General features: G+C 63.9%; 17 protein-coding genes and 1 pseudogene. 7 read left to right on the top strand and 11 right to left on the bottom strand.

Going from position 1 to position 17565, the window contains the following annotated elements; all coding sequences use genetic code 11:
* Nucleotides 1–268 precede the first annotated feature (268 nt).
* The 4 genes from FJ471_RS14900 to FJ471_RS14885 all read left to right on the top strand — a co-directional run bounded on the left by FJ471_RS14900 (nt 269) and on the right by FJ471_RS14885 (nt 3876).
* A complete protein-coding gene (locus FJ471_RS14900) occupies nt 269–943 on the top strand; it encodes a GntR family transcriptional regulator (RefSeq protein WP_140804206.1) in 675 nt (224 codons plus the stop codon).
* Between the two features lie 36 nt (nt 944–979).
* On the top strand, nt 980–1309 hold the full coding sequence (locus FJ471_RS14895; RefSeq protein ID WP_140804204.1) for an L-rhamnose mutarotase: 330 nt from the start codon (nt 980–982) through the stop codon (nt 1307–1309).
* Nucleotides 1310–1521: 212 nt separating this feature from the next.
* On the top strand, nt 1522–3033 hold the full coding sequence (locus FJ471_RS14890; protein WP_140804202.1) for an altronate dehydratase family protein: 1512 nt from the start codon (nt 1522–1524) through the stop codon (nt 3031–3033).
* 96 nt (nt 3034–3129) lie between these two features.
* Nucleotides 3130–3876: an SDR family NAD(P)-dependent oxidoreductase gene (locus FJ471_RS14885; RefSeq protein WP_140804200.1), complete on the top strand. Its 747-nt coding sequence runs from the start codon at nt 3130–3132 to the stop codon at nt 3874–3876.
* A 21-nt stretch (nt 3877–3897) separates the two neighbouring features.
* On the opposite strand, the gene FJ471_RS14880 is transcribed toward FJ471_RS14885, so the two are convergent.
* Genes FJ471_RS14880 through cyoA form a run of 7 tightly spaced genes read right to left on the bottom strand, consistent with a single transcriptional unit; the run spans nt 3898 to nt 10792 of the window.
* Complete coding sequence (locus tag FJ471_RS14880) at nt 3898–4431, bottom strand: response regulator transcription factor (protein ID WP_181179412.1); 534 nt, start codon at nt 4429–4431, stop codon at nt 3898–3900.
* Entirely contained in the window at nt 4421–5773 is a 1353-nt protein-coding gene (locus FJ471_RS14875; protein WP_140804196.1) for an ATP-binding protein, read from the bottom strand. The genes FJ471_RS14880 and FJ471_RS14875 overlap by 11 nt, the downstream gene beginning before the upstream one ends.
* The gene (locus FJ471_RS14870) at nt 5770–6597 is read right to left on the bottom strand and encodes an SURF1 family protein (RefSeq protein WP_281408536.1); all 828 of its coding nucleotides are present in this window, start codon (nt 6595–6597) and stop codon (nt 5770–5772) included. Before FJ471_RS14870 ends, FJ471_RS14875 begins: the two co-directional genes overlap by 4 nt.
* Nucleotides 6594–6968, bottom strand: a complete 375-nt coding sequence (gene cyoD, locus FJ471_RS14865) for a cytochrome o ubiquinol oxidase subunit IV (RefSeq protein ID WP_140804194.1) — start codon at nt 6966–6968, stop codon at nt 6594–6596. The genes FJ471_RS14870 and cyoD overlap by 4 nt, the downstream gene beginning before the upstream one ends.
* The gene (cyoC, locus tag FJ471_RS14860; protein ID WP_140804267.1) at nt 6965–7591 is read right to left on the bottom strand and encodes a cytochrome o ubiquinol oxidase subunit III; all 627 of its coding nucleotides are present in this window, start codon (nt 7589–7591) and stop codon (nt 6965–6967) included. The genes cyoD and cyoC overlap by 4 nt, the downstream gene beginning before the upstream one ends.
* A gap of 2 nt (nt 7592–7593) precedes the next feature.
* Nucleotides 7594–9600, bottom strand: coding sequence for a cytochrome o ubiquinol oxidase subunit I (gene cyoB / locus FJ471_RS14855; RefSeq protein WP_140804193.1), 2007 nt, complete (start codon nt 9598–9600; stop codon nt 7594–7596).
* Between the two features lie 10 nt (nt 9601–9610).
* Entirely contained in the window at nt 9611–10792 is a 1182-nt protein-coding gene (gene cyoA / locus FJ471_RS14850) for a ubiquinol oxidase subunit II (RefSeq protein WP_140804191.1), read from the bottom strand.
* A 209-nt stretch (nt 10793–11001) separates the two neighbouring features.
* Between cyoA and FJ471_RS14845 the strand changes: the two genes are divergently transcribed.
* Nucleotides 11002–12315, top strand: coding sequence for an MFS transporter (locus tag FJ471_RS14845; protein ID WP_140804190.1), 1314 nt, complete (start codon nt 11002–11004; stop codon nt 12313–12315).
* Nucleotides 12316–12331: 16 nt separating this feature from the next.
* Here the strand turns inward: FJ471_RS14845 and FJ471_RS14840 are convergent, their stop codons facing one another.
* Together FJ471_RS14840 and FJ471_RS14835 are read right to left on the bottom strand one after the other, a co-directional pair.
* Nucleotides 12332–13351: an NAD-dependent epimerase gene (locus tag FJ471_RS14840; RefSeq protein ID WP_140804188.1), complete on the bottom strand. Its 1020-nt coding sequence runs from the start codon at nt 13349–13351 to the stop codon at nt 12332–12334.
* Between the two features lie 112 nt (nt 13352–13463).
* The gene (locus FJ471_RS14835; protein ID WP_140804187.1) at nt 13464–14555 is read right to left on the bottom strand and encodes a helix-turn-helix transcriptional regulator; all 1092 of its coding nucleotides are present in this window, start codon (nt 14553–14555) and stop codon (nt 13464–13466) included.
* Between the two features lie 220 nt (nt 14556–14775).
* Between FJ471_RS14835 and FJ471_RS14830 the strand changes: the two genes are divergently transcribed.
* Entirely contained in the window at nt 14776–15216 is a 441-nt protein-coding gene (locus tag FJ471_RS14830) for a hypothetical protein (protein ID WP_140804185.1), read from the top strand.
* 92 nt (nt 15217–15308) lie between these two features.
* On the opposite strand, the gene FJ471_RS14825 is transcribed toward FJ471_RS14830, so the two are convergent.
* Together FJ471_RS14825 and FJ471_RS14820 are read right to left on the bottom strand one after the other, a co-directional pair.
* Nucleotides 15309–16451: an FAD/NAD(P)-binding oxidoreductase gene (locus FJ471_RS14825; RefSeq protein ID WP_140804183.1), complete on the bottom strand. Its 1143-nt coding sequence runs from the start codon at nt 16449–16451 to the stop codon at nt 15309–15311.
* A 134-nt stretch (nt 16452–16585) separates the two neighbouring features.
* A complete protein-coding gene (locus tag FJ471_RS14820; protein WP_140804182.1) occupies nt 16586–17251 on the bottom strand; it encodes a peroxiredoxin in 666 nt (221 codons plus the stop codon).
* A gap of 115 nt (nt 17252–17366) precedes the next feature.
* Here FJ471_RS14820 and FJ471_RS14815 point away from each other — a divergent pair.
* Nucleotides 17367–17565, top strand: a pseudogene (locus FJ471_RS14815) (hypothetical protein); the annotation flags it as partial.

Below are 17565 nucleotides of genomic sequence, written 5' to 3'. Positions count from 1 at the left end.
GGGATCATCGGTCATGTCGAGCGCAGTGACCGGCCCCTCAAGCCGACCCCGAAGGCCTTCGCGAAAACCACGCTTAGGCACCCTGAAACGCTCCCGCCGCGACGCCGATCATCGCGACGGCCGGCACTATTGCACTAATATAACAGTTCTGGCAAGCTGGTTTTCAGCCGCTTTCGACAGGGAGGCAATCGGCTTCGCGGGTGCGTGCATTCCGGTTGGCATTCTAATATAATTTATCCATTGGCGTGGACGAGCGATGGGATTTTTCATGGATCTGGACCCTTCGACCCTCAATCGGGCTCTGCCGCTGCGCGACCAGATCTACAACAAGGTCCGCAACCTGATCGTCGTCGGACGGCTGAAGCCCGGCGAGATCATCAACGAGGTGGCGATTGCCGAGGCGCTCGGCGTATCGCGCACGCCGGTGCGGGAGGCGGTCAAGCGCATCAGCGACGAAGGGCTGGTCAAGATCCTGGCGCAGAGCGGCACCTATGTCGCGCCGATCAGCCGCGCCGATCTCGAGGAAGCCTATGTCATCCGCCGGGCGCTGGAAATGGAAAGCGCAAGGCGCGCCGCGGCCAAGATGACGCCGCAGGCAGCCGAACTCCTGGAAGACAACATGGCCGCTCACAAGCTCGCCATCTCGCGTGGACGCTATGCCGTCGCGATCCAGCTCGACGACGTCTTCCACCGCACCATAGCCGAGATCTGCGGCCTGCCGGCGATCTGGCGGGTGGTCGACATCTCCAAGGCGCAGATGGATCGCGGCCGCTATCTCGCGATCCCCAAGCCCGGCTATGGCGAGCAGACGATCGAGCAGCACGAGGCCATCCTCGACGCACTGAAGCGCCAGGACGCCGAGGGCGCCGCGCAGGCGATGGAGAGTCATCTGGAGACGTCCTTCCGCAACACGCTCGAAGTCGCCGCCGAGCTCCTCGGCTGAACGATCCGGCACGCCAAAACCAAGCGAGACCAGCTTATGAAGAGAATGGGGCTTTGCATCGGCCTGAAAGCCGAGGCGATGGAGGAATACAAGCGCGTGCATGCCGCGGTGTGGCCCGACGTGCTCGAGGTCATCAGCCGCGCCAACATAAGGAACTACTCCATCTTCCTGCGCGAGCCGGAGAACCTGCTATTCGCCTATTGGGAATATCACGGCGACGATTTCGCAGCGGACGCCGCGCGGATGGGCGAAGCGCCGGCGATGCGCAAATGGTGGGAGCTATGCGACCCGATGCAGCAGCCCTTGACCACCCGCGCTTCAGGCGAGTGGTGGGCGGCGATGGAGGAAGTCTTCCACCTGGACTGAGCCGCTCGCGACGTCGATGGATGGGGCAAGGATTTGCGCGCGCAGGCGGCAATCCCGCTCTGCCGGGCCCATGCGAACAGTGTCCACAACAGCGGTTCCAACGAAACGCGATCAAGCGCTGCTTGACCACTGACATTCTATTATATTAGTATTCCCATCTATCAAATCTCGTGGCGGACGCCGGCGAGAAACCTTCTTCAGAGTCTTGGGCCATGGCACGCTTCATCAAGCTTTCGCACGCGGATAACATCCTGCTCGCGGTCGATCCGCTGGCGACCGGCGAGAAGGCCGGCGACGTCGCGGCGCGGGCCAGAATCCCGCGCGGCCACAAGATGGCCATGTGCGACATCGCGGCGGACGAGCCGATCGTGAAGTACGGCCAGACCATCGGCTTCGCGCGCGAAACGATCGCGGCCGGGGACTGGGTGCACGAGCACAACGTCTACCTGCGCGATTTCGAGCGGGACTACGGCTATGGCGCGGACGCCAGGCAAACGGCGATGCTTCCCGAGGGCGAACGGGCGAGCTTCATGGGGTACCGCAGACCGAACGGCAAAGTCGGCACGCGCAACTACATCGCCACGCTGACTTCGGTGAACTGCTCGGCCAGCGTCGCGCGCTTCATCGCCGAGGAGGTCAATCGCTCCGGCATCTTGCGCGACTATCCCAATGTCGACGGCATCATCTCGCTCGTCCACGGCACCGGCTGCGGCATCGATACCAAGGGCCCGGCCTACGATCTCCTGAAGCGCACACAATGGGGGTTCGCCACCAATCCCAATGTCGGCGGCGTGCTGATGGTCGGGTTGGGCTGCGAAGCCTTCCAGATTCCGCGCTGGATGCAGTCCTACGACATCGAGGAGAGCACCACCTTCCGCACGATGACGATCCAGGAAACCGGCGGCACGCGCAAGACGGTCGATGCCGGGGTGAAGGCGATCGTCGAGATGCTGCCGATCGTCAACGCCGCGCGACGCACGCCGCAACCGGCCTCCGAGCTGGTGCTGGCGCTGCAATGCGGCGGCTCGGACGGCTATTCCGGCATCAGCGCCAATCCGGCGCTCGGCGCGGCGGTGGACCTGCTCGTCGCGCAGGGCGGGACCGCCGTCCTTTCGGAGACGCCCGAGATCTACGGCGCGGAACATCTTCTGACCCGCCGCGCCGAAAGCCGGGCGGTCGGCGAAAAGCTGATCGAGCGCATCCGCTGGTGGGAGGACTACACCGCCCGGCACGACATGGAGATGAACAACAATCCCTCGCCCGGCAACAAGCTGGGAGGATTGACGACCATCCTGGAAAAATCGCTCGGCGCATCGGCCAAGGGCGGCACCACCAATTTGCGCGCGGTGCTGGAATATGCCGAGCCGATCAGCGAGCGCGGCCTCGTCTTCATGGACACGCCAGGCTACGACCCGGTTTCCGCGACCGGACAGGTCGCCGGCGGCGCCAACATTTTGTGCTTCACCACCGGGCGCGGCTCGGCCTTCGGCTGCAAGCCGACGCCTTCGATCAAGCTCGCCTCCAACTCGTTCATCTTCGAGCAGATGCGCGACGACATGGATATCAACTGCGGCGACATACTGGACGGTGTGACGCTGGCGCAGAAGGGCGAGGAAATCTTCGCGGAGATCCTGCGGGTGGCCTCCGGCGGGCGCACCAGGTCCGAGGCGCTGGGCTATGGCGACAACGAGTTTGTGCCGTGGAGCCTCGGCGCCACCATGTAGCGCCGCGATGACGGATCGGAAGCTCAAGCATTCCGGCGCAGTGCGGCCGATATCCGAAACATCCGCAACGAAATCACACTGGAGGAAACGCCCGCTATGAACAGGATCGATCTGGACGGTCAGCACGCGGTGGTGACCGGCGGCGCGCAAGGCCTCGGCTTCGCCATGGCCAAGCGCTTTGTCGCCTCGGGCGCCACGGTCACGCTTTGGGACCTCGACGAGGCGCGCCTCGACGCCGCCAGGCAAGAACTCGGCAAGGCCGCCACGACGCTGGTGGTCGACATCGCCGACTGGGACGCGGTCGACGCGGCCCGCGCCAGGACCGAGGAGATCGCCGACAAGATCTCCATCGTGGTGAACTCCGCCGGCATCGCCGGTCCGGCGGCGCCGCTCGATGTCTATGACGTCGACGTCTGGAAGAAGATCATCGACATCAACATCAACGGCACCTTCTACGTCAACCGCGCCGTCGTGCCCGGCATGAAGGAGCGCAATTACGGCCGCATCGTCAACATCGCTTCGGTGGCCGGCAAGGAAGGCAACCCGAATGCGGCCGCCTATTCGGCCTCGAAGGCAGCCGTCATCGGCCTGACGAAGTCGCTCGGCAAGGAACTGGCGCAATACGACATCGCCGTGAACTGCATCTCGCCGGCGACCGCCCAGACACGCATCCTCGACCAGCTGACGCCGGAGCATATCGAATATATGCGCTCGCGCATTCCGCGCGGCCGACTGCTCGAAGTCGACGAAGCCGCCGCCATGGTCGCGTGGTTGGTCTCGAAGGAGAACAGCTTCACCACCGCCTCGACATTCGACCTGTCGGGCGGACGCACCACCTACTGAGCAATTCCAAGAAAAATTGCGCTACTGCACCACGCGCTTCTCGAGCTTGCGGGCAAGGGTGCGCCGGTGCAGGCCGAGCCGGCGCGCGGTTTCGGAGATGTTGAAGCCGGTCTCGACCAGCGTTTCGTGGATGCGCTCCCATTCGAGGTTCTTGATCGAGGTGGGGCGGCTGGTGAGCGGCACCGAAACGTCGCCCTCGGCGCGACCGAAGGCTGCTTCGATGTCGTCGGTGTTGGCGGGCTTGGCCAGATAATGGCACGCGCCGAGCTTGATCGCCTCGACCGCCGTGGCGATGCTGGCAAATCCGGTCAGGACCACGATCCGCATCGACGGATTGCGGGCGCTGAGCAGTTTGACGCATTCGAGACCCGATCCGGCTCCGAGCTTCAGATCGACGACGGCGTAAGCCGGAACGGCCTTTTCCAGCGCGACAAGCAGCGCGTCGCGGTCGTGGGAGACCACGACGTCGTAGTCGCGCTTCTCGAAGGAACGTTTGAGCGTCCGCGCGAAAGTCGCGTCGTCCTCGACGACAAACAAGGATCGATCAGATGTCACGATCGCCTCCATCGGTCAGCGCCGCCAGCGGCAGCGAAAGGGTAACGCGGGCGCCCTCGGCCAGGTTGTGCGCCGAAACGTCGCCACCGAGCTTGCGCACCACATTGAACACCAGGAAGAGGCCCAGGCCGCCGCCTGGCCGCCCCTTGCTCGACATATAGGGCTGGCCGAGCGCGGCCAGAATATCCTTGTCGAAACCCGGTCCGCGATCCTCGACGGAGAGCACCAGCTTCTCATCCTGCCGCTCGACAGTGATGCCGACCCAATCGTGCGATGCTTCCTGCGCATTGTCGAGCACATTGAAGATCACTTGTTTCAGCGCGGTGTCGGACACGATCTGCTCGTCCGGCTCGAAACCGTTGCCGTAGTCGAGTTTGAAAGGCTGGCGGCTGACGCGCCACTCCTGGACGAGATCGTCGAGGAATTGGCGGATCGTGGTGCGGATGGTGCCCTCGCCTCGCGCCTGGCCGGATGACATCAGGATGCCGGTGACGATGCTTTTGCAGCGCTCGACCTGCGCCTGCATCTCGGCCACGTCCTCGGAAAGCTCGCGGTTGCGTTTGACGCCGCGCATCTGGCGCCAGTCGGACAGGATGACCGATATGGTCGAAAGCGGCGTGCCCAGTTCATGCGCGGCACCCGAGGCCAGCAGGCCCATGCGCACGATGTGGTCTTCCTCGGCCGAGCGCTGGCGCAGGTCGGCGAGATAGGCGTCGCGCTCGCGTAGGTTGCGGTTGATGCGCGTCATGAAGATCACGATCAGGCCGGCGGCCAACACGAAGCAGATGAACATGCCGCGCAGATGCAGCGCCAGGAGATCCCTGCCGCCGTGATGCGGTAGCGCGATCGGCTGAAAGACGAAGATGAGGAAGACGAAGCAGGCCGAGGCAGCCGCCACCAGGATCCAGGTCGACCATGGCGCCAGCAGCGCGGCGCCAAGCGTGATCTGCAGCAGATAGAGCGACACGAACGGGTTGGAGGCGCCGCCGCTCAGGTAGAGCTGCGTCGTCAGCGCCGCCATGTCGAAGATCAGCGCGACGAAGAGCTGCGCGTTGGAGATGCGGCGATTGCCGCGCAGGGCCAGCAGGCTGAAGATGTTGAGCCCGACGAGGAAAAGCACAACGCCGGCCATCTCGGCCAGCGGCAGCGGAATGGCGAACCAGTATTGCGTCACCAGGATGGTCAGCACCTGCCCCGCCACAGCCAGCCAGCGCAACTGGATGAGGAGCAGCAGGTTCTTCCTGTTCGTCACATCGGAATTGGAGGCGGCGCCTCCCTGGCCGGCAGGCGGAACCGTCAGGATGGGCTTGTCGTGATGAAACCGCGCGATCGAGATGTTCATCTTGCCGCGTCCCGCTTCCGACGTCCGGCGAGGATCGGCCTGGCGAGGGCGATCGCCAACATCGCCGCCAGGGCAAACCAGGTCAAAGCATAGACCAGATGGCTGTTGCGGAAGGTGACGACGGTGAGCCCGCCGCGCGGCCAGCTGTCCGCGCCGGACGCCCCGGCATCGATGAAATAAGGCGCGACATCGGTCAGCCCGCGCGCCCTGGCGATTGCCGCGACGTCGCGCGAATACCAGCGATTGGCCGCCAGATCGTTGCTGCGCAGGAACCCGCCGCCGGGCTCGCTGATGCGCAGCAATCCGTCGACCACCGTTGGCGATGTCAGGCCGCCGCTCTGTTGTTGAAATTCCGCATTGCGTTCCTGCGGAACGAAGCCGCGGTTGACGAGGACCGTGAAACCGCGATCGTCGCGCATCGGCGTCAGCACCCAATAGCCGCCGCCAAGCTCGGTCACTGCCTGCACCAGCGTGTTGGCGCCACCCTGAAAGCGCCCGCTCAACTGCACATGGCGATATTCGTAGTCGGGCGCTTTGAACCCGCTCCAGCTCTGAGGGCCAGGCGCAGCGACGACGGGAGCATGGATGCGCTGGTCGACGCGGACGATCAGGTCGAGCTTCCAGACCCGTCTTTCCAATTGCCAAATGCCGAGCCCGAGAAACACCAGGACGCCGAGAAGCCCAGCCAAAGCGAGCAAGAAGCGCGAGGCGGAGCCCTTCGAGGGCGCGGCGTCAGTGTCGATAGCTGCCCGGCCGATCATGTCTTTCGCCTCGACTTTGGCCCTCCCCACGCCCGACGCATCCGCGCCCAAAACAGGGCTCATGGCATCTCCCGCATCTCGTGGAGCCCGGGCATCATGTTGGCGTTGAGGTGGTACATCACCCAGAGTGAGCCGCTCAGCACGATGACGACGAGGATCACCGTGAAGATGAGAGCCAGCATCGACCATCCGCCTTCCGAGGCGGGGTTCATATGGAGGAAGAAAACCATATGCACCACGATCTGCACCACCGCAAAGGCCATGATGATGATGGCCGTCGCCTGCTTGTTGTCGATGGCGCCGGTCATGACCATCCAGAACGGGATGGCGGTCAGGATGACCGACAGGACGAAGCCGATCAGGTAACCCTTCAGCGACCCGTGCGCGGCGCCGCCATGCGTGTGGTCGTGACCGGCATGATCATGAGCGCTCATCTGAGCATCCCCATCAGATAGACGAAGGTGAAGACGCCGATCCAGACGACGTCGAGGAAGTGCCAGAACATCGAGAGGCACATCAGCCGGCGGCGGTTGGCCTCGATAAGGCCGTGCCTCGCGACCTGCACCATCAGCGTCAGCATCCAGACGATGCCGAAGGTGACGTGCAGGCCGTGCGTGCCGACCAGCGTGAAGAAGGACGACAGGAAGGCACTGCGCTGCGGCGTCGCGCCCTCATGGATCATATGCGCGAACTCGTAGAGCTCGATGGAGAGGAACGCCAGGCCGAACAGCATGGTCACGGCGAGCCAGGCTTGCGTCGCGCCGACGCGACCCTTGTCCATGGTCAGCATGGCGAAGCCATAGGTGATCGAGGACAGCAGCAGCATTGTGGTGTTGACCGCCACCAGGCCGAGATCGAACAGGTCCTTCGGCGCCGGACCCGCCGCGTAATTGCCGCCGAGCACGCCATAGGCAGCAAACAGCATGGCGAAGATCAGGCAGTCGCTCATCAGATAGAGCCAGAAGCCGAGCATGGTGCTGCCGCCTTCGGCATGCGCATGCTCTTCTTCCAGATGGAAGACCGGTTCGGTGCCGGCCGTGATCGCCGTCGATGCCATGCTCAAGCCCTAGCCCCCCGAGCGGTGAGGAGCACCGTCCTCGCCTCTTCCGTTTGCTCGACCTCGGCAGCCGGGATGTCGAAGTCGCGGTGGTAGTTGAAGGTGTGGCCGATCGCGGTGGCGATGAGGCAGACGAAGCTCAGCGCCGCCAGCCACCACATGTACCAGATCAGGCCGAAGCCAAGCGCGACGCTGAAGGCGGCCAGGATGACGCCGGTGCCTGTGTTTTCAGGCATATGGATCGGCTTGAAGCCGGAGAGGGGACGCCGATAGCCGGCCTTCTTCATGTCCCACCAGGCGTCGTTGTCGCGGATGATGGGCGTGAAGGCGAAGTTGTAGGCCGGCGGCGGCGAGGAGGTCGACCATTCGAGCGTGCGCCCGTCCCAGGGATCTCCGGTGACATCGACCAGTTCCGCGCGCTTGCGGATGGAGACGAAGATCTGGACCAGGAAGGCGGCGATGCCGCAGGCGATCAGCACCGCGCCGAAGGCGGCGATGACGAACCATATCTGCAGCGAAGGATCGTCGAAGACGCGCATGCGGCGCGTCACGCCCATCAGGCCGAGGATGTAGAGCGGCATGAAGGCGAACCAGAAGCCGAGCACCCAGCACCAGAACGAGACCTTGCCCCAGAACGGATCGAGCTTGAAGCCGAAGGCCTTGGGCCACCAGTAGGCGATGCCGGCGAACAGGCCGAACAGCACGCCGCCGATGATGACGTTATGGAAATGGGCGATCAGGAACAGGCTGTTGTGCAGCACGAAATCGGCCGGCGGCACGGCAAGCAGCACGCCGGTCATGCCGCCGACGGTGAAGGTGAGCATGAAGGCCACCGTCCACATCATCGGCAGTTCGAAGCGAATGCGACCGCGATACATGGTGAAAAGCCAGTTGAATATCTTCGCACCCGTCGGGATCGAGATGATCATCGTGGTGATGCCGAAGAAGGAATTGACGCTGGCGCCGGAGCCCATGGTGAAGAAGTGGTGCAGCCAGACGAGATAGGACAGGATGGTGATGACCACCGTGGCGTAGACCATCGAGGTGTAGCCGAACAGGCGCTTGCCGGAGAAGGTCGAGGTGACCTCGGAGAAGACGCCGAACAGTGGCAGGATGAGGATGTAGACCTCCGGGTGACCCCATATCCAGATGAGGTTCACATACATCATCGGGTTGCCGCCGAAGTCGTTGGTGAAGAAGTTGGTGCCGACATAGCGGTCGAGCGCCAGAAGCGTCAGCACCGCCGTCAGCACCGGGAAGGACGCCACGATCAGCACGTTGGTGCAAAGCGAGGTCCAGGTGAAGACGGGCATGCGCATCATCGTCATGCCGGGCGCGCGCATCTTGATGATGGTGCAGATCAGGTTGATGCCGGACAAGGTCGTGCCGACGCCGGCAACCTGCAGCGCCCATATGTAATAATCGACGCCGACGTCGGGACTGTAGTTGATGCCCGAGAGCGGCGGATAAGCCAGCCAGCCGGTGCGGGCGAATTCGCCGACGAACAGCGAGGCCATGACCAGTATGGCGCCGCCGACCGTCATCCAGAAGCTGAAATTGTTGAGGAATGGAAAGGAAACGTCGCGTGCGCCGATCTGCAGCGGCACGACGAAGTTCATCAGACCGGTGACGAAAGGCATCGCCACGAAGAAGATCATGATCACGCCATGGGCGGTGAAGATCTGGTCGTAGTGATGGGAGTTGAGATAACCCTCGGAACCGTTGAAGGCGATGGCCTGCTGCAGGCGCATCATGATGGCGTCGGAGAAGCCGCGCAGCAGCATGACGAGACCGAGCGCCATGTACATGATGCCGATCTTCTTGTGGTCGACGCTGGTGAACCACTCGCGCCACAGATAACCCCAAAGCTTGAAGTAAGTGATGGCGCCGAGCACCGCGAGACCGCCGAGCGCCACCACGATGAAGGTGACGACGACGATCGGCTCGTGCAGCGGCAGCGACTCCAGAGTGAGGCGGCCGAAGATGAATTTGGTCAGCGTCTCAGGCATCCGCCATTCCTCACAACTCGAAGCGCAGCAGACCGAGCGACGGCGTCTTGGCGTCGGCGCGACGGCTGCCTGCGCCTGGACTGAGCAACCCCGCCCCGCGCAGCGGGGAAAGATCGCGGACCGGCCAGTATTTCTGATCGGCATCGCGGGCCGCGCGCGAGGCGGCGGCCGCCTCTTCCGCCGTGCAGATGCTGGCGACGTAGGACGGGTCGTTGCCGAACACCGCGCCGCGCCGGGCAAGCTTGTCATATTGCAGCGGCAAGGTGTTGCGCACGCCGGCCAGCCCCAGGCCGCCCTTGGCGTCGATCGACATCATCTCGTTCATGCACATCTTGCCGCGCTCGACGCACAAATTGAGGATGGCGCCGAAGAGGTCCGGATCGACGGAGGCATAGTGGCGGACCGGCTCGTTCTCGCTCGGACGTTCGAGTTCGAGATAGCTGTCTCGGTTGAGCGGGGCCTGCGCGCTCTTGGTCTGCGTCACCCATTCGCCGAACGCCTGGTCCGAGAGGCCATGGAACGCAAAGCGCATGCCGGAGAAGCCGGCGCCGCTGTAGTTGGCCGAGAAGCCGGTATAGGTGCCCGGACGGTTGATGACGGCGTGCAGCTTCGTCTCCATGCCGGGCATGGCGTAGATCTGCCCGGCAAGGGCCGGAATATAGAAGGAATTCATCACCGTGGACGAGGTGATGCGGAAGTCGATCGGCTGGTTGACCGGCGCCGCCAGCTCGTTGACGGAGGCGATGCCGTAATCCGGGTAGATGAAGAGCCATTTCCAGTCGAGCGCAACGACGTCGATCCTGAGCGGCTTGTGGGCCTGCGTGACAGGCTGTCCCGGCTCGATCCGGTCGATGCGCCGGTAGGGATCGAGAAGATGGGTGCCGAGCCAGGTGAGCGCGCCAAGGCATATGATGACGAGCAGGGGAGCGGCCCAAATCACCAGCTCCAGCTTGGTCGAGTGGTCCCAGTCGGGCGTATAGGTCGCCGTGGTGCTGGATTGCCGGTAGCGCCAGGCGAACAGCACGGTCAGCGCCATGACCGGCACGATGATGAGCAGCATCAACAGTGTCGAGACGACGAGCAGGTCGCGCTGCTGCGCCGCCACATCGCCCGCGGGCGCCAGCACGACCAGATCGCAGCCGCTGAGCAGCAAGGCCAGCGGAAAAAGAAGCAAGGCTCCGGATCGTTTCATCAAACGCTGCCCTCGATGGCCCTGCAGCAGTCACTGCAGGTTGCGGTGCGATATGATCAACGGCTACCGCCGCCGGCAGCGCAACGACATTGGACAATTTGTCCAATGCCCAGCCGGGGTGGCTTTGGCGAAACTGCGCACGCATAATGGATGACAAGCGCATCTCGGACCGGGCGCGTCCCGGACCGAGCTCGGTGGCGACGGACAAGATGGCTGAAACTTCGACTGCCGGAACTGACAGCAGGCTGATCGGCTCACATCACGGCCAGGTCAGCGCCGGCGATATCGCGGTCGGCGTGATCATCGGCAGGACGTCGGAATTCTTCGATTTCTTCGTCTATGCGATCGCCTCCGTGATCGTGTTCCCAAAGCTTGTGTTTCCGACGCACGACCCGCTGGTCGGAACGCTCTATTCCTTCGCCATCTTCGCGCTTGCCTTCGTCGCTCGCCCGTTCGGCACCGTGCTGTTCATGGCGCTCGACCGCGCCTATGGCCGCGGCGCCAAGCTGACGATCGCACTGTTTTTGCTCGGCACCTCGACCGTCGCCATGGCGTTCCTGCCCTCCTATGAGGATGTCGGCGCGGTCGCCGCCTGGCTGCTGGGCCTTACCCGGTTCCTGCAGGGCCTTGCGCTCGGCGGGACATGGGACGGACTGCCCTCCCTGCTGGCGCTGAATGCGCCGCAGAACCGGCGCGGCATCTATGCGATGATCCCGCAGCTCGGCGCGCCGATCGGCCTCATCGTGGCAAGCTCGCTGTTTGCCTTCTTCGTCGCGAACCTCTCGGCGGACGACTTTTTCAGCTGGGGCTGGCGCTATCCCTTCTTCGTCGCCTTCGCCATCAATGTCGTGGCGCTGTTTGCCAGGCTGCGCATCGTCGTCACGCCCGAATTCTCGAAACTCTACGAGAGCGGCGATCTGCAGCCGACCCGCATCAGGGACATGGTCAGGACGGAAGGCCGCAACGTCGTGGTCGGCGCCTTCGCGCCGCTGGCGAGCTTTGCCCTGTTCCATATGGTGACGGTGTTTCCGCTGTCCTGGGTGTTCCTGTTCACCAATGAAGGTCCTGAGCGTTTCCTGGTGATCGAGGCGGTGAGCGCGCTGTTCGGCATCGCGGCGATCGTCGCATCGGGCCCGCTCGCCGACCGGGTCGGACGCCGCGCCCTGCTCGGCGGCGGCGCGGTCGCCATCGCCGCCTTCAGCGGCTTTGCCCCGCAGCTTCTCAATGGCGGCACCCTCGGCGAGACGGTGTTCATGGTGCTGGGCTTCATCCTGCTGGGATTAAGCTTCGGACAATCCTCGGGCGTCGTGGCGTCCAGCTTCTCGCGCCAGCACCGCTATACCGGATCGGCGGTGACGTCGGATCTCGCCTGGATGTTCGGCGCCGGCTTCGCGCCACTTGCCGCGCTGCTTCTGGCCGGTAATTTCGGCCTCATCGCCGCCGGCGCGTATCTGCTCTCGGGCGCCGCCTGCACGCTCATCGCGCTCTGGATAGACAGGCAGGCGTCCACGACCGACCGCTAGCAGATTGTCGCAGACGTCAGACCTGGTAGAAATCCCGATACCATTCCACGAAGCGCGGGACGCCGACCTCGATCGGAATCCTGGGCTTGAAGCCGATCACCTCCTCGAGCGAGGTCACGTCGGCGAAAGTCGCCAGGACGTCGCCCGGCTGGAGCGGCATCAGGTTGCGGATTGCCTTGCGCCCAAGCGCGTCTTCCAGCACGTCGATCAGCCTGTTCAACTCGATGGGCGAGCTGTCGCCGATGTTGTGGATCCTGAACGGCGCATTGCTTGTGGCGGGATCGGGCGCGGCGCTTGTCCAATCGGGGTTGGGCGTCGCGGGGTGCCGCATGACGCGGACCACTCCCTCGACGATGTCGTCGATATAGGTGAAATCCCGCTGCATGTTGCCGTGGTTGAAAACGTCGATCGGCTGGCCGGCGAGGATGGCCTTGGTGAAGATGAACAAAGCCATGTCGGGCCGTCCCCACGGACCGTAGACGGTGAAGAAACGCAAGCCCGTCGTCGGCAGCCCGAACAGATGGCTGTAGGTGTGGGCCATCAACTCGTTTGCCTTCTTGCTGGCGGCATAGAGGCTGAGGGGATGGTCGGCGGAATCATGCACCGAGAACGGCATGCGCGTGCTGCCGCCATAGATCGAGCTCGACGACGCATAGACGAGATGGCCGACCGAGGCCTGCCGGCACCCTTCCAGGATGTTAAGGAAGCCGTTGAGATTGCTTTGCGCATAGACGTGCGGATTGACCAGCGAATAGCGGACGCCCGCCTGGGCGGCGAGGTTGACGACGATCTCCGGCGCGACCGACGCAAAGAGCGCCGAGATGCGGTCGCGGTCGGCGAGATCGACATGCTCGAAGCGAAAATTCGGGAACGCCTTCAGCCGCTCGAGCCGCGCCTGCTTCAGCGCGACGTCGTAATACTCATTCATGGAATCGAGGCCGACAACCTGCCAGCCTTCGGCAAGCAGCCTGTGGCAAAGGTGAAAACCTATGAAGCCGGCGGCGCCGGTGATCAGGATCGGCCTGCTCGACGTCAATGCATACCCCTAACGCTGCAGCCTCAGGCCGTTCGAAAACTTGCGCCTTTTATGGCAGGCCGGCGACGAATTCAACGATATGCTTTCTTCCGTCGTTCCAACGCGGGCCCGGTCATCGGGGCGGCTGAGGGGCCAAAGGCTGCAGAGTCTTCAACATGGCGACCAGTTGGCTCTGCTGATGGGCGCCGGTTTTCTGGAAGACGCGTTCGAGATAGGTGCGGGCGGATTTGACGGTGATGCCGCCCCGTGCGGCCGTTTCCGCCAAAGTGAGGCCTGCGGCAAGATCGGCTGCCAGCCGCGCCTCCGCCGGCGTCAGATCGAACAAGGCGTTGAGCAGGCTCGCCGAAGGCACAAGCGCGCTCGGCTTGACGGGCGTGGCCATCACCAGGATATCGGCGTTGCCGAAGATGTCATGCGCCGAGCGCCGCAGCGGCAACAGGTGGACGACGAACGGCGCCTCGCCGCCAATGCCAGGCACGGGGATCGATCCGACCGCATTGTCGGCGCGGCTCATGCCGGTCACGGCCAGCTGGAACAGCCGGTTGGCGTCGCGGTCGGCGATCGCCAGTCCGCCATAGGCCACGGGTAGGAAGGCCGTGTCGAGCCTGTCCAGATGCGTGTTGGTCGCCATGACGCGTCCGTTGGCCGACAGCACGGCGGCCGGCAACCCCAGCAGATCGAGGGCCGAGGTGGCTGCGGCCGCGCGCTCCACCCGCAGCCGTCCGGCGACAAGGCTGGCGCGGGCAAGATGCGGCCGCAGCACATCGAGCCCGTCGACCTCGCCTTGCACGAAGCCGCCATCCCGGATCCATTTCTGGAAGACGAAGGTCGCCAGCTCTCCGGTCGGCATCGGGATCGCCGTGCACAGATGCGCGCCGATGCCGAATTGCCGCAGCATGATGCGGGCCGGATCGCGCTCGATCTCATCGGGGCTCATGAAGTCGTCGACGCGCACGAAGCTCGCCGGCTGCAGGCCGCACATCTTCTGCACACTGTCGCAGAACTTCCAGAAATCGCCCTTGACGAACTCGTCGAACAGCGGCCGCAGATTGTCGAGCGTCGTTCCGCGCGGCGGGCCGTCGTCGCTGAAGAAGAAGACCTGGGCGCTGGCCGAATTCGACAAGTCGCTCGCCTTCCGAAGCACCGAATTCCACCGCTCCGGAACGAAGGCCGCCTCGTATATGGTTTCAATCAGGTCGATCATGGCGGCCTTTAGGAAGGATGCGGGCCGGGCAGGCCCAGGAGGCCACCAGTATCCGACAGCGCAAATGCGATCTCAAGCCAATGCTCATATGCGAGCGCGCTCAGGGAGCGGATCGGCCAACGCGGAATGAGATTTTGCGCATTGGCCCGATTGGGGATCTGCTTTTCTTGGTGAACCGCATTCGGTGGGGCAAACTGCTAACGGGCTGTCAGGAGGAGAAATGAGAGCACGCGCTGCGACGGTCGGAGATCTGGAAGATGTTTTCCGCGGCCTGTCCAAGCGAATGTCGGACGAATATGTGGCGGCCGGCAAGGACAGCAAAAGCGCCTATGACAATCTGATGATGAATTTGAAGGAAGGTCGGGCGCATGCGCTCGTGCAGGACGACAGGACGGTGGCGATCATCGCCTGGCATGAGCATGCGGACGCCGCCGATACGCTGTTTGCCGCGCATGAGGATTTCTTCAACGCCGCGACGGTCCGCTTCTGCAAGCGCCACATCCGCCACGTTCAGGCACTTGCCGGCAACCTTCCTGTCCATTCGCGCAGCTGGCTGGACAGGCCCGATGTCGCGAAATGGTTCCAGGTGATCGGCTATGTCGACTTGGGCCGAGAGAACGGCGCCACCTTGTTCGAGCTGCCGCCGACCGCCAACGGCTGAAGGCGGCGCATGGCCGCCTTCGGATTGTCGGTGAGCGGTCTCTTCCCGACGGCCGTGCCCCGGTCACGCCCGTCGTTCCGCTTGTCGGCGGCTCACGAGCCGAACCAACGCAACCGACGACTCGAGCCGAACTTTTCCTTTTCCGCACGCAGCGCCACCGAAGGCTCATAGTAGTTGCCGGTCGGCGCCGGGCCTGAAAAGAAATCGACCTCGACCTTGCCGATGCGGCCGCCGCCGAATTCGATGTAGCAGGTGCCGAAGCCGTCATAGAGGGCGCCGCTGCCGCTGCTGCGAAGCTTGGCGATGAGTGCGCTGGCGACAGCGCGCGAAGCGCCCTCGGCGAACACCCCGGCCTTGGGCGTGCCGGTGTTGGCGCCGTCACCGACCGCGTAGACATTCTCATATTTGGTTTCGAGCGTGCGCGGGTTGACCGGAATCCAGCCGTTCTCCGACATGCCGCTTTCCAGCACGACCGGCGGCACGCGGTGCTTGGGAACGCCTAGAAAAAGATCGAACGGCATTTCCGTGCCGTCGTCGAGCACAGCCACGTTGCGGGCGTTGTCGACCGATGCGACGCGACGGCTGGGGATGAACCCGATGCCGCGCTCGGCGAAGGCGGCAAGCAGCGCCCTCGACGTGTCGGGTGACGGCGGTACCGGGCTGCCAAGCGGCAGCACCAGCGATATCTCGCAAGCCTCGCGCACGCCCTGTCGCGTCAGATAGTCATGCAGCATCAGCACGCATTCGCTCGGCGCCGGCGGGCATTTATAGGGCGCGCCGCAGACGCCGACCATCGCCCTGCCCTTCTTGAAGGTGGGCAGCACGTCGCGCAGCCGCTCCGCGCCGGCAACCGAATAGAACTCGTTGGTCCCCGACAGCCCTGGCGTGGCATCGAAATCATATTCCGCGCCAAGCGCCACGATCAGGTAGTCGGCATCGGAGACGCCGTCATCGGTGGTGACACGCCGCCTTTCCGGATCGATCGCGGTGACGGTGCGCTTCAGCAGGCGCACGCTGGGCTTGGCGTAGCTCTTGTAGGGCAAGCGCACCGCCTCCGGCGCCTTCAGGCCGAACATCACGTCGAGCTTCGAAAAACCGAATATGAAGGCGTCGCTCTTGTCGATGAGCGTGACCTCGATGCCGTCGCCCATTGCCTCGGACAGCAGCGTCGTCAGTTCCAGGCCGCCAAAGCCCGCTCCCAGAACGACGATGCGTGGTTTTCCTGCAGTGCTCATCTCGGTTCCCCAGATTTTGGCGCCATGCCGTGGCGCCTGATTGAACTCGTTCGTTGCCTTCCGGTGGCGGCGAGAACGCCTATCTCCCACGTCCTCGCCGCCGATGCCCCGCCCCAGGCAGGTCGTCCGGCCTATCAGGTCAGGACAGGCTGCGGCACGATGCGGATGTATGGCTTCGGTTCCTTCCAGCCCTGCGGATACAGCTGCGTGGCTTCATCGTTCGACACCGAACCCGCGATGATGACGTCGTCACCGGGCTTCCAGTTGACCGGTGTCGCCAGACGGTGCTTGGCCATCAGCTGCAGGGAGTCCACCACGCGCAGCACCTCGTCGAAGTTGCGGCCCGTCGTCATCGGGTAGGAAATGACGAGCTTGATCTTCTTGTCCGGACCTATGACGTAGACATTGCGCACCGTCTGGTTGTCGGCGGCGGTGCGGCCGTCGGCGCTGTTGCCGGCCGAGGCCGGCAGCATGTCGTAGAGCTGCGAGACGGCGAGCGTCGGGTCGCCGATCATCGGGAAGTTCGGCGCCATGCCTTGGGTCTCGGCGATGTCCTTGGCCCAGCCCGCATGCTTCTCGACCGGGTCGACGGAGAGGCCGATGACCTTGACGCCACGCTTGTCGAACTCGGGCTTGAGACGCGCCATATAGCCGAGCTCGGTCGTGCAGACCGGCGTGTAGTCCTTGGGATGCGAGAAGAGGATGCCCCAGTCCTTGCCCAGCCATTCGTGGAAGGAGATCGGACCTTGGGTCGTGTCGGCGGTGAAATCGGGGGCGATGTCTGCGATACGGAGTGACATGGTTAGGTTCCTTTCCGGTTGGAATTCGATTGCGAGGGCATATTAGGAAATCTATGTTCCGCCAGCGTTCCCCGGCGTTCCCTGCCTGGAGACGGATCTTGCTGATGGTGCTTCAATGCGCGTTTCGATCCATCTGCTCGGCCGCTTCGCCGTCAGTGTCGACGGCCGGGCGATACCCGGGGCCGACTGGCGACGCGACCGCGCCGCCGCGCTGGTCAAGCTGCTGGCGCTGAAGCCAGCGCATCGCATGCACCGCGAGCAGGCGATGGAGACCTTCTGGCCGGACGCCGACTCGGAGGCGGCAGGAGCCAGCC

The sequence above is a fragment of the Mesorhizobium sp. B2-7-1 genome (genome assembly GCF_006440735.1).
Taxonomy (GTDB): Bacteria; Pseudomonadota; Alphaproteobacteria; order Rhizobiales; family Rhizobiaceae; genus Mesorhizobium.
Note: the sequence above shows the minus strand (reverse complement) of the source record. Positions and strands in the feature narration are given on the sequence as shown.